This window comes from Candidatus Melainabacteria bacterium RIFOXYA2_FULL_32_9, assembly GCA_001784615.1.
Classification (GTDB): domain Bacteria; phylum Cyanobacteriota; class Vampirovibrionia; order Gastranaerophilales; family UBA9579; genus UBA9579.
The window spans coordinates 55341-70761 of record MFRQ01000025.1 but is presented as its reverse complement, the minus strand read 5'-3'; the positions used below and the strand labels follow the sequence as shown (position 1 = coordinate 70761).

Annotated in this window: 13 protein-coding genes and 1 pseudogene; 7 read left to right on the top strand and 7 right to left on the bottom strand. The window is 29.9% G+C overall.

Annotation, left to right across the window (positions count from 1 at the left end):
• Positions 1-119 precede the first annotated feature (119 nt).
• Both A2255_05700 and A2255_05695 read right to left on the bottom strand, forming a co-directional pair.
• Positions 120-1088: a hypothetical protein gene (locus A2255_05700; protein OGI22895.1), complete on the bottom strand. Its 969-nt coding sequence runs from the start codon at positions 1086-1088 to the stop codon at positions 120-122.
• A 28-nt stretch (positions 1089-1116) separates the two neighbouring features.
• Entirely contained in the window at positions 1117-1803 is a 687-nt protein-coding gene (locus A2255_05695; protein ID OGI22913.1) for a hypothetical protein, read from the bottom strand.
• Positions 1804-2177: 374 nt separating this feature from the next.
• Between A2255_05695 and A2255_05690 the strand changes: the two genes are divergently transcribed.
• Positions 2178-3893: a hypothetical protein gene (locus tag A2255_05690; protein OGI22894.1), complete on the top strand. Its 1716-nt coding sequence runs from the start codon at positions 2178-2180 to the stop codon at positions 3891-3893.
• Positions 3894-3976: 83 nt separating this feature from the next.
• On the opposite strand, the gene A2255_05685 is transcribed toward A2255_05690, so the two are convergent.
• Entirely contained in the window at positions 3977-4921 is a 945-nt protein-coding gene (locus tag A2255_05685; GenBank protein ID OGI22893.1) for a hypothetical protein, read from the bottom strand.
• Positions 4922-5101: 180 nt separating this feature from the next.
• Here A2255_05685 and A2255_05680 point away from each other — a divergent pair, with 180 nt between their 5' ends.
• Entirely contained in the window at positions 5102-5533 is a 432-nt protein-coding gene (locus A2255_05680; GenBank protein OGI22892.1) for a hypothetical protein, read from the top strand.
• Between the two features lie 50 nt (positions 5534-5583).
• Here the strand turns inward: A2255_05680 and A2255_05675 are convergent, their stop codons facing one another.
• Together A2255_05675 and A2255_05670 are read right to left on the bottom strand one after the other, a co-directional pair.
• Positions 5584-6618, bottom strand: a complete 1035-nt coding sequence (locus A2255_05675; GenBank protein ID OGI22912.1) for a protein-export membrane protein SecF — start codon at positions 6616-6618, stop codon at positions 5584-5586.
• A gap of 68 nt (positions 6619-6686) precedes the next feature.
• Positions 6687-7994: a protein-export membrane protein SecD gene (locus tag A2255_05670; GenBank protein ID OGI22891.1), complete on the bottom strand. Its 1308-nt coding sequence runs from the start codon at positions 7992-7994 to the stop codon at positions 6687-6689.
• 214 nt (positions 7995-8208) lie between these two features.
• On the opposite strand from A2255_05670, the gene A2255_05665 reads away from it, so the two are divergent.
• The 3 genes from A2255_05665 (at position 8209) to A2255_05655 (ending at position 10919) form a co-directional block, all read left to right on the top strand.
• Positions 8209-8544, top strand: a complete 336-nt coding sequence (locus tag A2255_05665) for a hypothetical protein (protein ID OGI22890.1) — start codon at positions 8209-8211, stop codon at positions 8542-8544.
• A 510-nt stretch (positions 8545-9054) separates the two neighbouring features.
• Positions 9055-10254 carry a hypothetical protein gene (locus A2255_05660; GenBank protein ID OGI22889.1) on the top strand — a complete coding sequence of 400 codons (1200 nt, stop codon included), beginning with the start codon at positions 9055-9057 and terminating at the stop codon, positions 10252-10254.
• 326 nt (positions 10255-10580) lie between these two features.
• Entirely contained in the window at positions 10581-10919 is a 339-nt protein-coding gene (locus tag A2255_05655; GenBank protein ID OGI22888.1) for a hypothetical protein, read from the top strand.
• A 79-nt stretch (positions 10920-10998) separates the two neighbouring features.
• On the opposite strand, the pseudogene A2255_05650 reads toward A2255_05655, so the two are convergent.
• Together A2255_05650 and A2255_05645 are read right to left on the bottom strand one after the other, a co-directional pair.
• A pseudogene (locus tag A2255_05650) lies at positions 10999-11236 on the bottom strand (hypothetical protein).
• 257 nt (positions 11237-11493) lie between these two features.
• On the bottom strand, positions 11494-12555 hold the full coding sequence (locus tag A2255_05645) for a hypothetical protein (protein ID OGI22887.1): 1062 nt from the start codon (positions 12553-12555) through the stop codon (positions 11494-11496).
• 640 nt (positions 12556-13195) lie between these two features.
• On the opposite strand from A2255_05645, the gene A2255_05640 reads away from it, so the two are divergent.
• Together A2255_05640 and A2255_05635 are read left to right on the top strand one after the other, a co-directional pair.
• Positions 13196-14575 (top strand): hypothetical protein, encoded by a 1380-nt coding sequence (locus A2255_05640; GenBank protein OGI22886.1) that lies wholly within the window; start codon positions 13196-13198, stop codon positions 14573-14575.
• A gap of 472 nt (positions 14576-15047) precedes the next feature.
• A complete protein-coding gene (locus A2255_05635; GenBank protein OGI22885.1) occupies positions 15048-15353 on the top strand; it encodes a hypothetical protein in 306 nt (101 codons plus the stop codon).
• Positions 15354-15421: the final 68 nt, after the last annotated feature.

Here is a 15421-nt window from a genome sequence, read left to right as displayed (position 1 = left end):
TCCTTAGCATATCTGGAAAGATCCCGAACCTCTATGATACTTGAAATATTAACCTTACTTAATGCTTCGGGATGACAGCGATAGATTATCACTTAAATATATACCATCAATAAATATTCTTATGAAATATATATGTTAGATTCAAACTTTTCAGTAGCTAGAATAGCTGCACCTATTATGCCTGCATAGTTTTCAGCTTTAGCATGAAGAACTTTTACATAGGGGACAACAATTCTTTCATTTAATTCTTTTTCTACTTTTTCAAAAGTTACAAACTTAGCCATACCACCACTAAGAATTATGCTATCAGGATCAAATATATTAGAATAAGCTACTAATCCCAAAACAACCAATTCTTCCCAATGATCGTGAACTTTTTTAGCAAAAGAATCACCGACACTTAAGCCTTCGATAATATCATAAGTAGTTAAATCTTCAGGATTTTTATCTTTTAATAAGCCCGTTCTTTCTTCAGGAGGAATTTCTCTAGCCATTTCCTGAGCATTTTTTGCGTAACCAGTGCCTGAAGCATAAGCTTCCCAGCAATCCCAGCCACCACAAGTGCAAGATCTTTTCTTACCCCAAATAATAGGAATATGACCACATTCAGCAGCACCACCGGATTTGCCCTTTAGAAGTTTTCCATCTACTATAACTCCACCACCTATACCAGTTCCAAGTGTAAGAACTACAGTATTTCTATCACCTTTAGCGTTGCCAATTTTATACTCAGCATATCCTGCAGCATTAGCATCATTTTCAATAAGTGTTTTAAGACCATATTTTTCTTCAATTATTTTCTTAAACTCAATGGTATTATAACCTTTAGGTAAATTACCAGTGGAACCGGTAACCCTTGAATTGTCTAGATTGACTGTTCCAGCTGTAGCAATACCAACAAATTTAGCATTATATTGATCTTTTAGTATTTCTATAGCTTCAAAAATAGTATTTACTATACCTTCTATGTTATTAGGTGTTCCAAAAGATAAAACCTCACTGATTATTTGACCATTATTAACAGCAGCTGCACTAATTTTTGTACCGCCAATATCTATTCCTATTGAAATCGACTCTCTATTATCCATTTTTGTCAAACCCTCAACTATTTTTATGTTATTCCAGACTTAAATTGATAAATCTTTTTGTTATTAAATGAGGTCTTGTAATTGCTGATCCTATTACAACAGCATGAGCTCCTAAATTAAAGGCAGTTTTAACGTGTTCAGGAGTCCAAACTCTTCCCTCTAAAATTATAGGACAATCAGCCATCTTTACCAAATTTTTTAACAATTCGAAATCAGGTTCATCACTATTTTTATCTAAAGTATAGGTAGTGTAACCGGAAAGGGTTGTAGAAATAATATCAACTCCAAAAAGCTTGCACATTAACCCTTCTTCTAAGGTTGATACATCAGCCATAGCTAAACAATTTAATTCAGTCTTAATCCTGTATATTAATTCAGCCAGATTTTCTTTAGGTCTTTGTCTTGAAGTACCATCTAAAGCTATTATATCTGCTCCTGCTTCAGCAATAGACTTAGCATCATTAAAGTCAACTGTGATATAAACAACGTTTTTCCAATTTTCCGGCAAAGGATCAGGTTTAGTTATACCAATGATTGGTAAATCTGTAAACCTCCTTGCTTCTTTAATGTCATTTGATCCGGCAAGTCTAAGTCCTAAGGCTCCCCCAGAGATAACAGACTTTACCATTGCCATTAAGCAATTATTTTCATGAAAAGGTTCTCCAGAACTTGCTTGGCATGATACAATTATTTTTTTGTCAATTTTATTGATAATTTTACTCATATTAATTCTCTGAAATTTTTATTTGAGTTAAGAATTCTTGCTCTACTACATGCTTAATATTGCTTTTTTCTTATATTTTTGGTTTTCTTGAAGTAGCAGATTTATCTAAAAAAGATATTAAACTGATAGTTTAGTAAACATACTCTTTATAAAACAAAATTGTGAGGCAAACAATAGTCTAAAAGACAAATTAAACATAATAAATTTGATTCACAATAACTAGATTTCAGTTTATGTCTAAAAAAAACAAAAAAAATATACTTTTAGGTACGCATTGTTTTATTTTTGTGGTAAATTCTATTTGTAAGTAAAAATAGTAGTCCAAACAAAAACAGAAAAAATCCAAAAAACTTGGAGGAAAGAAAATGTCGATCGGTTCTTTTGTATTTATGTTACATAGCCACCTCCCATATTATAGAAAAGCTGGAATGTGGCCCTTTGGCGAAGAAAACCTATATGAATGTATGGCTGAGACTTATATACCGCTTCTCAATGTGATCGGCGATCTTTATGAAGAAGGTATAAAAGCTAAATTAACAGTGGGAATAACACCTATTCTTGCTGAACAACTTAATGACGAGCATCTTAAAGACGGCTTTGTTAAATATTTAGATTCAAGAATTGAATCAGTATCAGAAGATTTAAATCGCTATCCAAATGATAGTGTTGCTCATTCTCAACATTTAAAATACCTAGCCAAGTACTACTATGACTGGTATACAAATATTAAAGACAGTTTCCTGAATAGATATAAAAGAGACTTAATAGGTAACTTTAAAAAATATCAGGATTTAGGTTGTATAGAAATTACAACATCAGGTGCAACTCACGGATTTTCTCCTTTATTAGAGACAGATTCATCCTTAAATGCTCAATTTAAAGTCGGATCTGATACTACTAAGAGATTATTTGGTCGCAAACCAAGAGGAGCATGGCTTCCAGAATGTGCTTACAGGCCTGGATATGAAGTAACTACACCCGAAGGTACAAAATATTGGAGACCTGCTGTTGAAGTGGCTATGCAAAACAATGGTATAGAATATTTCTTCGTAGAATCTCATCAAATTGAAGGTGGAGTTTCAGTTGGAACAAGAAGATCAATAGGTGTATATGGAAATATTGAATATATTCCATTACCGCCAAGACCAGCTACAGGTTTATCAACACATGAAGCTTACTGGTTGCCGGATGCTCAAGTAGCTGTAATGGGTAGAAATGACAGAGCTGGCTACCAAGTATGGTCTGCGGCTGATGGTTATCCTGGTGATGGCTGTTATAGAGAATTCCATAAAAAAGATGATAATTCCGGTATGCATTACTGGAGAATTACAAGTCCAAGCACAGATCTTGGCGATAAAATGTTATATGATCCAGTGTTAGCTATGTCAAGAATCAATGAAAACTCTGATCACTATACAAATTTTGTTTATCATATGCTTAATGATCATAAAAAAGCTACCGGTAAAGAAGGTCTAATAATGGTATCATTTGATACAGAATTGTTTGGACACTGGTGGTTTGAAGGTGTTGAATTTATTAAACAAGTTATTACTAAATTCCATAAATATATGGAAGGTATAAATAGACAAACTGCAAGTGAATACCTTGATAAAAACCCACCAACAGCTGCTATTTCCTTACCTGAAAGTTCTTGGGGTCAAGGTGGACACTTTTGGGTCTGGAGAAATCATCAAACAGAATGGATGTGGCCAATTATTCATGCATGTGAGAAAAGAATGCAAAACCTTGCAGCTAAATATCCTGTAATTCCACAAGATAAATTATTGCTAAGAGCTTTAAATCAAGCTGCAAGAGAAAATCTGCTAGTACAAAGTAGTGACTGGCCATTCTTAGTAACAACCTGGCAAGCTAGAGATTATGCTGTTGAAAGATTCAGAAAGCATCAGGAAAACTTTGAGCGTATTGCCAGTATGATTGAAAACAATAACATTGATGAAGAAGGTCTAACCTATATTGAATCAGTAGATAATCCATTCTCAGAAATAGATTATAGAGTGTATACTCCAATTCAAGAAGGTAAAATTCCTCAACATGAACCAAATTTACAACCTTTATATTAATAGACTTAATTTAATAAAGAGAACTGGTTTATTATAAACCAGTTCTCTTTATTTTGACTTTCTATAAGTAATATGTGATTACTTCATCTTTTCTTAACTTTCAATTTATGACAAGCTAAAGAGTCTTTATGATACAAAATACATTCAGAGCAGGTACCATTACATGGTTCAAGATGAATAGTTACATCGATATTTTTAATCTTTTTTTCAAGATCTTCTTCAATTTTATCGCAAAGGTCATGACCTTCTTTTATGGTTAGATTTGTTGGTACAGTAAGTGTAAACTCAATTAATCTTTTAGCTCCGGCTTTTCTGGTTTTAAAGCCCTGAAATTTAATGGCCTCTTCAGGTATATATTTTTTAATAGTACTTTCAATAATTTTTCTTTCGTTTTCAGGCAATGAAGTATCGAGAAGATTTTTAACCGCAGTTTTAGTAAGATCATAACCTGTTTTTATGATAAATACAGCTATAATTATAGCTATTAATGGGTCAAGGACGAATAAACCGGTAAATTTTATTATTATTAAACCTAATAAAACTCCTAAAGAAGTATAAACATCAGCTCTCAAATGTTGTGCATCTGCTAGTAAAGCAATGGAATCAGTTTTTTTAGATATTTTAATTAAATGAGCACTTACAAAAGTATTAATAATTACTGAAGCAAACATAACTACAATACCGGCGGTTGTATTTAATGATTCTATTGAACTACCTTTTATTTTTTCCAAAGCCTCATAAATAATATAAGCAGCAGCAACAAGTATTAAAACACCTTCAACCCCGCCTGATAAATCCTCAAATTTCTCATGACCGTATTGATGTTCGGTGTCAGCAGGTTCAGATGAAATTTTAACAGAATAAAAAGCTAATATAGATGCAAGTAAATCAGTAAATGAATGTACTGCTTCTGAAATTATACTAACACTACCTGAAATTATGCCTACAAAAAGCTTTGCAATTATAAGAAAAGTGTTTGAAATTATGGATAAAAAAGCTGCTCTTTTTTTTGTATTAACTAAATTCAAATTTTAGATTCCTAATAAATCTCAAAATAAACGTTTTAAAGTATAACACATCAGATAATAGTCTTTCATTAAAAAATTTATAAAAATTTGTTTTTTATTGATATCAATATTTTTTTTGTTTAGGTTTATTTTTATAATAAGGTATTTATTTAATTTAAAAAATAAAAAGGAAGGGATAAAATGAATCCTATAAGTTTTAAAGGGTTTTATATAATTAATGGGGGTTTAAACGAAGCGCAAGATTCTTTAACTTCTATTGTTAAAACTAATAAAGAAAAAAAAGTTCCAACTTATTTTGAAATAAATCTTAAGGTTAGAGAAAGAAAACCTGAAGTAAAAGCATATGTTGCAACAGGAAGAGAAGATATAGCAGAATTCAGAAAAGCACATGAGGAACTTTTAGGGGTTGAGAGAGATTGTAGAGCTAAACTACCTAGAAATCCTTCTATGAAAGATAATGATAAACTTAGCAAATGTTTGAATAAAGCTGAAAAATGGAAAGCTTTTACTCTTAAGCATTCTTTTTTAGATAAGATATTTAGTGCAGATTTAATTAACAATCTCTTAAAAAAAGATAAATTTGATACAGTAACAGGTGAAATAATAGAATAAATTCTAAACAAATAAAAAATGAGGTCTAAACCTCATTTTTTATTACTGCTTTAAGCTGTCGCTGGTTTTCTTTTTCTTATATCTTTGCTTCTCCACATTGCAAGGAATGTACTGGCATTAAAAATACTTGAATATGTTCCTATTGCAATACCTAAAATCATTGCAAATACAAAGTTTTTAGTAGTACTTCCACCCAAGAAATATAATGCAAGTAATGTGATAAGAGCTGTTAATGATGTATTGATACTTCTAGCAAGAGTTTGATTAACACTTGCATTAACTATATCATTGAAAGACATCTTTTTAGCAAGAAATCTTGAGTTTTCTCTTATCCTGTCAAACACAACGATAGTATCGTGTACGCTAAATCCTATAACAGTTAAAATAGCCGTTATAAACAAACTGTCTATTTCAACATTAAATAAAAGACCTAATATAGCAAATACACCACATACAAATAATGCGTCATGTAAAAGAGCAATAAGTGCAAACATTGCGTAATCAGCTTTAAATCTAAAAGTTAAATATCCAACAATAGCTATGAATGATAATAATAAAGCAAACAAAGCATTCTTAAATAATTCATTTCCAAGTGTTGGTCCAATTGAACTAGTTTGAAGAAGTTCATAATTACCAAACTGATTTTCTAAAGCCTGATTAATCTTAGCAATTTCATTGTTAGACTTTTCGCTATCTAAAAATCTTGTTCTAATTGAAACAATGGAATTAATATTAGATTTTTTTGCTTGAGATGCTTTTTCAATGATTTTAGTATCTTCACTAGCTCCAATATTAGCTTTTGTTGCTTCAATCTTGACTTTCATCTCATTATTTGTCTGTTCAAGTTGAATTACAGGATTTTCAATTCCAGCACTCTCAAGACTTTTTCTGATATTTGCCACATCAGAACTTGTTAATTCTTTCTTAAAACCATATTGAAGCATAGTTCCACCAGTAAAATCTATTCCCAATTTCATCGGTGAATGATTTATTACAGTTGAATAAATCATAGCTATAATACCTGGAACTATTAATAATAATGAAATTGTGATCCATAGCCATTTATATTTAACGACGTCTATTATATTTTTATCTCTGAAAAATGGATTACTCACTTTTTATCTCCTTTTTACGTATTACAGTTAACTCAATATTAGTCAAGAACGCCTAATTTTGCTTTTCTTGGATCTGTATCTGCAACTTCAAACATCTTTTTAATTTGTTCTTTCTTTAAACCAAACCATCCTGGATTTTTAAGCTGTCCGGTTCCAAAAAGAAGATGCATAAAGTTCTTAGTAACTGTAATAGCTGTAAACATACTAACCATAACACCTATTGCAAGGGTTAAAGCAAAACCTTTTACAATACTTGTTCCTAAAAGGTAAAGTATCATACAAGTAATAATCGTTGTCATATTACTATCAAAAATACTTGTAAAAGCTCTGTCAAAACCTGCATTTATAGCTGTAAATAAAGTTCTTCCGGCTTTTAATTCTTCTTTGGTTCTCTCAAATATTAGAATATTAGCATCTACAGCCATACCAATACTCAAAATAAAGCCTGCTATACCTGCTAGTGTTAAAGTAATCGGTACAACCTTGAATATAGCAAATATTATAAGTCCATAAATCAATAAAGCTATGTTAGCAATAATACCTGGGACTCTGTAATAAATAAGCATAAATAACATAACTAAAGCAAGACCTACCATTCCAGCAATCTTACTTTTTTCAATAGAGTCAAGACCTAAAGTTGGACCTACGGAGTTTTCTTCAATGATTTTAGCGGGAATTGGCAATGCACCTGCATTTAAAAGGTCAACATTTTTTCTAACTTCTTCAATAGTAAAACCTTCTTGTCCACCACTAATTTGAGCGCTACCACCTAAAATAGGTTCCTGAATTACAGGGGCAGACTGTAATTCACCATTAAAGAATATAGCCATTGGTTTTCCAACAAGTCTTGCTGTTAAATCAGCAAATTTTTTGGATCCTTTGTCATTAAATTGTAATAAAACAGTCCAATGTCCGACTGAATCTGTACCAACAGTTGCTTTGCTTAAATCTTTACCTGATAAACCTGTACTTACCCAAGTAGGTTCACCATTAAAGCCCATTTTTTGTTCTTTAAATTCCAGTTCAGCAGTTTCTCCTAAGTATTCTTTTGCTTTTTGAGGATCACTAATATTAGGTATCTCAACAAGCAACCTGTCTTCGCCAACTCTTTGAACCAGAGTTTCTGCAACCCCTAATTTGTTTACTCTATTTTCAATTGCAAATTGAAGACTGTTCATCATTTCATCAGTAATTTTGCTCACATTAGCAGGCTTTTGGGCTTCAAGAACAAGTCTTGATCCTCCAATCAAATCGAGGCCTAGTTTTGTTGGCTTTGTAAGTATAATAACTATACTTACTGCTACTAGACCTAAGATGAATAAAAGCATAAATTTTCTATTTTTCATTATCTCTCCATCCAAGTCCTAAAAGTTATAAAACACTCCTAAAACAATTATCCCTATTATTAAATTATATTTCAATAATATTTATCAAGAAATGGGATTAATAATTTATTAATGTTTTATAAAATTAATAAACGATTATCTCCAATTAACCTTTGTATCAATAATACCGAAAATAAATCTGTTTTTATAATACTAATAATAAGGAGAATATTAAATGGCTACAATTATCTCTAAGGATGAATTGAAAAATGAAATATTAGACATTACCCTAATTGACGTCAGAAATTCTAATGAATACAAACATTCTCATATTCAAGGAGCAGAAAATATACCAATGGATGAATTACAGGTAGAAGCTCAAAAACGGTATAATCCAGAGAAAAAATTAGTAATTTATGGTGAAGATGATAAAATGGGTCAAAAAGCTGCAAATAAACTTGAAGAAGAAGGTTTTAAGCACATAACTCTTTATAAAGATGGTTTTCAAGATTGGATTGATTCTCATTATCCTACTAAAAAAGTTGATTTAGGAAACAAATTAAGAGAATAAGCTTTAACCCCTGCATATTGCAGGGGTTTTTATAGACATAAAAATTTTTGAGACTTAGTCTATTGAATTTGATTTAATAATAAACCCATAAAATAGTAGTTATCTATGTAGGCAAAGTAAGTAAGAATATTAAGTATGATAACAAAGCTAGTACATGTATTATAAATATTTGTTATTTTACAAAGATCAATAATATAAAATTAAAAATCCTTTAAAGAAGTCTTAATCTTTTAAAGCCTAGTACTCTGTTAAGAAAGTTTTGTCGGATAAATTTTCTCCGTCGCTGGTGCTAACGCACATAATTAAGTCATTACTGGAATGATTGGTGACTGAGAAAAGTGACTGTGTCACAAATTGACATGAAACAAAGGATCCTGCGAAAACATACCCGACTGCAACAATCATCATAATTAAATTAACAGAGCACTAGTTTGGCATTAATCACTAAAAAATTTTCCAAAAAATATCTTATATAAAAATAATTACTAATAAAAAAGGAAATAGCAAAAAATGGCTTATAAAGTAGGTATTTTAACACTTTTTAAGAGTAATAATTATGGCACGTTTTTACAATGTTACAGTTTAGCTAAAGAATTAATGAAATATAAAGACCTTAAGGTCGAAGTGATAAATTGTGCTAGTCAGAAATCAGAAAAATGTCAATTTTTGAGCGTTAGAGATCCATATAATAAGATTAATAGTATAAAAACGTTAATAAGGTATCTAAAATTAAGAAATATAGCAAAGAAAAAACTCCCATTATCTAAAAAAAGCTTTACAAGTGACAATTATGAAAAGGCAATAAATTTCATAAATAATCAAAATTATGATTTTATAGTTGCTGGAAGTGATGAAATATGGAAAATACTTCCTGAATATAGTTTTCCAAATATGTATTGGCCTAACCATAAAATAAAAGCAAGAAAACTTGGCTATGCAATATCAGCTAATAGAACAGATTTTAGCTTATTTTCGAATGAAGATAAAAATTTTATATCCGACATGCTAAGAACATTTGAATATCTAGGTATACGAGATAATACAACCATAGAACAGTTATCAATGTTTGATAATACTGTTAATTTTCAAAAAAACCCTGATCCAGCTTTCTTGTATGAGTTTGAAAATACTCCAAACTTAGAAAATAAATTAATTAAAAAGTATAAACTAGACTTACAAAAACCTATAATAGGTGTAACGATGCGTAATTCAGCATTAGGTAAAGCAATTGTAGAAAAGTTTGGATCAAAATACGAGATCGTGTCTATTTTTCGTAGTAATCCATATATTAAAAACTATATTTATGACTTAGATTACTTTGAATGGGCCAGAGTATTTTCTTATTTCTCCGGTATTGTAACCGATTTATACCATGGCACTATTTTTTCAATTAAAAATGGAACACCTTTCATTTCGGTAGATGATAGTGAACTTTACTTGCGTTACCCAGGTAAAATAGAAGATTTATTAGGGGAAGTTGGATTAAGAGATAATTATTTCAATATGAAAAGTGAGAATTTTGATATTGATTTAATGTTAGAAAAACTGCAATTTAATATAGAAACAAGAGAACAACAATATCAAATAATGCAAAATATATGTGAAGAAAAGAAAAAAGAGGCAAAAAGTTGTATAGCTCAAATTGTAAAAATAATAACAGATTCCAGATATCAAAAAATAACAGAAGAATTAAATACAACTCTTTATTAGAGCCTGATATTTTTTAGTAAATCTTTAAATTCTTGAATATCATTAAAATTCTCACGAGCAGATATAATATATTTCTCTGCAATCTCAAGACAGTGTTTTAGATCTAATAATCTATATAAAAGCTCTTCTTGTTTTTTATTCTCCATAATATACCCCCTTTTTGTACTTAAAGTTTTTACGAAATACAAAACTCCAACCAAAGCCATGAAAATTTATGGCTTTTTATGGTATTTTTAAGAAAATAATCAAAGTAATAAGTTGATTAAATAATACACTCAAACGAGTGTATTGTCAACTACAAAATATATAATTGAGTGTTTTTAAAAATGAATATTAATAACAGGCTTAGAAAAATTAGAAAAGAAAAAAAGCTGACCATACAAGAGTTTTCAACCTTAATTGATGTTCCAGAAAACACCATTAGTAACTATGAAAGAGCCGTAAGAAAACCTTCTGTAGAATATATTCAAATTCTAATTGATAAATTAGATGCAAATCCTCGATGGATTCTTACAGGACAAGGTGAGATGTTTTTATCTCAAGAAGCAATATCCTTAAGTAACTTAAAAGAGAAATATAATCTTACAAATGAAGAATTAAAGCTTTTAAATGAACTACTTACTTCTCCTGAAAAAAGAAAAGCCCTCTTGAATTTGTTGAAATAAAATCTATAAAAGTTCTTCTGTCATTGCGAGCCTGCAACGCAGGCGTGGCAATCTTTTTATCATACATCAACAGATAAAATTATAAACCATGATATAAATCTTGCCAGGATTCATTAAAAGAGTTAATTAAATCTAGCTTCTTTTTTCTTGAACCAGCTTTTATCTGTTTTTCTCTTAATATTGCATATTCTATATAATCAAATAATAAGTTTATTTTTGTGTTCATAAATTCTTCTTATTAAATCATTAGTGACCCCAGTGTATAAAACACTCTCTTCAAAATTAGTTATTATGTATACAAAATATTGTTTTTGCATAAATATTTTCTGATTTTTCTTTTGTTATTAGTACAGTCACTTTTTTATACTATTAATTAATAATATTCAGTGTCATCGCGAGGGCTGTAAGCCCGTGGCGATCTTTCCATATTAGTCTTATTGCATTAATTGTATTATGGAAAGATTGCTTCGTCACTGCGTTCCTCGCAATGACAATTCTCATTATTTGGGATCCTTGTATCTGTAAGTTATTATTTATTCTATAAATCAAGAAATAAATAATTTTTTTAAAGATTTCATTGATTTAACTTTTGAGCTATTTCGATAAGTTGTTCTTTATATTTATAAATATCATCAAGACATTCTATTGGATTTTTTAATTCCTTTTTATCGTCACCTATAAAACCTATATATTTTTGATTTGTATTGAAATGAAGCCTACATATAGTTTTACGGTTATTATCATCTAATAGCACATTGAAATAACTTAATGTATCCCTATAAGCAATTCTTTTAGCATCAATCAGATTTTTCAGGATAGTTTTAACTATAAAATAGCCTTCAAATTCTTCTTCTGTTGTTATAATTTTGCTCTTTGAATCTTCTTTCTTAGTTTCTTCCTGTTCTTCTGGTCTTAAGTCTTCAGATGAACTTGAGATAACAGATTTAAAACGTTCATTCATTAATTCATTCACAAATTGCTTAAAGGCTTTTTGTGTAATTTCTGTAAATTTTTCAATTACAGTCTGGGTTAATCTTCCATCATGTATTTTGGAAGCAAAAAATCTAACAAATTCTTCTGAAGGATTATTATATTCTCGGTTTAATATATTTTTTATTTCACGAGTATATTTAAGTTCACTTGCTGTACTTAAAATAGAAACTAGATCAAAGGCTGACTTGCAAAATTTCTTTAATTCTGAAATTTGATTATCATCAAAATCTAACATATTAAATATAAAGAAAGGTTTTTTATCTAATTTATTTGATTCTTCTAAATCTGTAAAAAACTTATAAACGACACCATCTGTCAAAACAGCAAATCTGGCTTTTGTTACACTAAAATATCTATAAAGTTGGGAATCATGTTTTTCTAATTTATCTCCACAACATTTACATTCAATAAGAATAGCTGGTTGATTATTCAGCATAATTGCATAATCAACCTTTTCACCTTTTTTTACCCCAATATCTGCAACAAATTCTGGAATGACCTCATTAGGATTAAAAATATCATATTCTAAAATTTGGATTAAAGGCATTATAAAAGCATTTTTAGTTGCTTCCTCTGTTAGTATTTGTCCTTTTAATTTTTTTATTCTTTCACTTAATTCTTTAATCTTGTCTACAAAATCCATAAAAGACCCTTTCCAGAATATTATCGCCAAATTTGCTACAAAAATTAATTAACAATTTACAATAAACATAACAGAAAGGTTTCTAAATTTGAAGATAAAAGTTTGTATTTTGCAAAATGAGCTATAAGTTAGTAGCTCGTAGTATGGGATTTTTCCCGTGGGAAAAAGATTTTTAAGTAAAAGTATCCGTTTGGCCACTGGAATTGGGTCCATTTGGTTACTAAAAACCATGTTATACTTATAAAAACGGTTCTATTGTCATTGCCACATTGAAATTACAAAGTAATTTCAATGTGGCAATCCTTCCAATGTTATATGTAAATATTGAAATATGGATAGATTCCCGAGCTTCCGAAGGAAGCTCGGAATGACAAAGAGAATAATCATAGCAACAAGCCAAAGTATTACTACAATTGATTTTACTATCCAATAACTAAATAGCCACCAGCTAAAAATTTCATTAATATTGAATTATAGCAAACCCAAAAGGTGCAAAAGAGTTACAAATCAGTTGCAAAAATCATAAAAAATAAATCATTCTTTTAAAACAAAAATGTTATTTATTTGAAACAAAATAGACTTAATCATTTTCGTATTATAGAATCAAACATACACAAAGGAAGTTATAAGGTTTTATCACATGTTAGAAGAAAGTCAGAAAAAAGTCTGGGAACAGATTCTGGTTAATTTATCGGGTAATATTGATTATCCGGCTTTTGAATCATGGATTAAACCTGCAAAATTTGTCTCTATTGATGAAAAAAGCCTTACTATATCAACCGTCAGTAATTTAAATAAAGAATGGATTAATAAAAACTATTCAGATTTAATCAAAAAAACCTTAAAAGAAGTTACAGGAAAAAAGCTAAATTTAAAAATAATTATTGATAAAACCACAGAAGAAACACTACAACAAAAACTACCTTTAGCTACAGCTCAACAAGAAAATAAAAATATCCCGTTAAACGAATTTCAAATAAACGCACTCAGAAGCACTTCTAACAACCTTAATTTAAAATACACATTTGATACTTTCGTAATAGGTTCACACAACAAATTTTGCCACGCAGCGGCTTTAGCTGTTGCAAAAAATCCTGGTAAAGCTCACAACCCTCTTTTTATATATGGAGGGGTGGGGCTTGGAAAAACCCATTTAATGCAGGCAATAGGGCATTATATCCTGGCTCATAATTCCAGTTTAAAGATTAAATATACTAATACAGAAACTTTCGCCAATGATTTGATTAATTCTATTAGAAATAACAATACTTCTGCTTTTAGAATGAAATATCGTCAAATAGATGTTCTTTTAATTGATGATATTCAATTTATTGAAGGAAAAGAAACTACTCAGGAAGAAATTTTTCATACATTTAACACTCTTTACGAATCTGGAAAACAAATTGTTTTAACAAGTGATAGACCTCCTAAAAATATATCAACACTGACAGAAAGACTTAGAAGTCGTTTTGAATGGGGACTTTTAGCTGATATTCAGGTTCCTGATATTGAGACAAGAATAGCTATTTTAAGAAATAAAGTTGAAAGAGACAAAATGTCCGTTCCAGATGAGGTATTAGCACTAATCGCTACAGCTTATCAAAATAACATTAGAGAACTGGAAGGGGCCTTAAATAGAGTTGTTGCTTATGTCAGTATAAATGATTGTCCAATGACTGTTGATGTAGTCAGAAATATAATCAATTTTTCAGGTGCAGGAAGTAATCTAACAATAGATAAAATAATAGAAACAACAGCAAGTTATTTCTCAATAGAACCAGCTGAGATAAAAGGGCAAAGTAGATCAAAAGAAATATCTCAGGCAAGACAAGTTGCTATATACCTGACAAGAGACATGACAGGATCCAGTTTTCCTACAATAGGTGATGCTTTTGGTGGTAGAAAACATACTACCATTCTCTATTCTTTTGAAAAAATGAAAGAAGAAATGCAGGTAAATAAAACGCTTTATGAAACTATAAGCGAAATCTCAAAAAGAATAACTTCTAATTGCTTATAATAACAAGTTTTTTATGAATTAATACCCAATAAAAAACGAACCGGTTAGGTTCGTACTGTCTGGAATTAAGAATAGCTGGAAGTATGAAAAAGATTACTATTATAAAACCAGATTCATACTTTGCTCACAATTCTCTATATGGATATAAAAAAATTGGACACCTGGGTTATTTTCTAAAAAAGGGTACTGTTATAGAATCCCGTATACCTAGTCTAGTATTGAATTACATGAATTGTTGGAGACGAAAAAACTATATATGATAAATATATTCATTGCAACAGCCTGATAATAAATAAAATCTTATATGTAATGTGCAAATTTGTTTTACACAAAACACAATAAAAATTTTATATTTTCTTAAGATCTTAGGGTTTTACATGGGTTGACAAATGAAGAATTTTGATAAATACTAGGAGTGTAAATAAAAAGTGTAGCGAGAACACTATTTAAAACGAGGCAGAAAAAATAGATCATGTTAGTACAAAAAATAAATCCAAATACCATACTCTCTAATAATAAAACTCAGCCAAAGCTTGACGTATCATTTGGTTATCGTGAAACTTATAATCCAATAGATGTAATAAATGCCGATGAATATGCAAGAAATAAATTTATAAAAGCTAGTCAGCCAATAAGCGGACCTGATTATGTTCAAGGTGAAAGATCAATAATCCCTTACCTATTAGATATGGTAAGAGGAACAATACGTGCAATGTCCAGTAATAGTTTATCTCCAGAAGCAAGAAAAGTTAGAGAAGGCTTGGACATTATTGCATAATTCCTAAAAGAGATCATAAGGCAGAATAAATTCTATAATCCCCCTTTAATTCTTTAATTAACTATAAA

What these genes read in the sequence shown, in the direction of transcription:
- A2255_05700 (OGI22895.1), bottom strand. Translation starts at nt 1,088, where the DNA reads ATGGATAATAGAGAGTCGATTTCAATAGGAATAGATATTGGCGGTACA.
- A2255_05690 (OGI22894.1), top strand. Translation starts at nt 2,178, where the DNA reads ATGTCGATCGGTTCTTTTGTATTTATGTTACATAGCCACCTCCCATAT.
- A2255_05680 (OGI22892.1), top strand. Translation starts at nt 5,102, where the DNA reads ATGAATCCTATAAGTTTTAAAGGGTTTTATATAATTAATGGGGGTTTA.
- A2255_05670 (OGI22891.1), bottom strand. Translation starts at nt 7,994, where the DNA reads ATGAAAAATAGAAAATTTATGCTTTTATTCATCTTAGGTCTAGTAGCA.
- A2255_05665 (OGI22890.1), top strand. Translation starts at nt 8,209, where the DNA reads ATGGCTACAATTATCTCTAAGGATGAATTGAAAAATGAAATATTAGAC.
- A2255_05660 (OGI22889.1), top strand. Translation starts at nt 9,055, where the DNA reads ATGGCTTATAAAGTAGGTATTTTAACACTTTTTAAGAGTAATAATTAT.
- A2255_05655 (OGI22888.1), top strand. Translation starts at nt 10,581, where the DNA reads ATGAATATTAATAACAGGCTTAGAAAAATTAGAAAAGAAAAAAAGCTG.
- A2255_05645 (OGI22887.1), bottom strand. Translation starts at nt 12,555, where the DNA reads ATGGATTTTGTAGACAAGATTAAAGAATTAAGTGAAAGAATAAAAAAA.
- A2255_05640 (OGI22886.1), top strand. Translation starts at nt 13,196, where the DNA reads ATGTTAGAAGAAAGTCAGAAAAAAGTCTGGGAACAGATTCTGGTTAAT.
- A2255_05635 (OGI22885.1), top strand. Translation starts at nt 15,048, where the DNA reads ATGTTAGTACAAAAAATAAATCCAAATACCATACTCTCTAATAATAAA.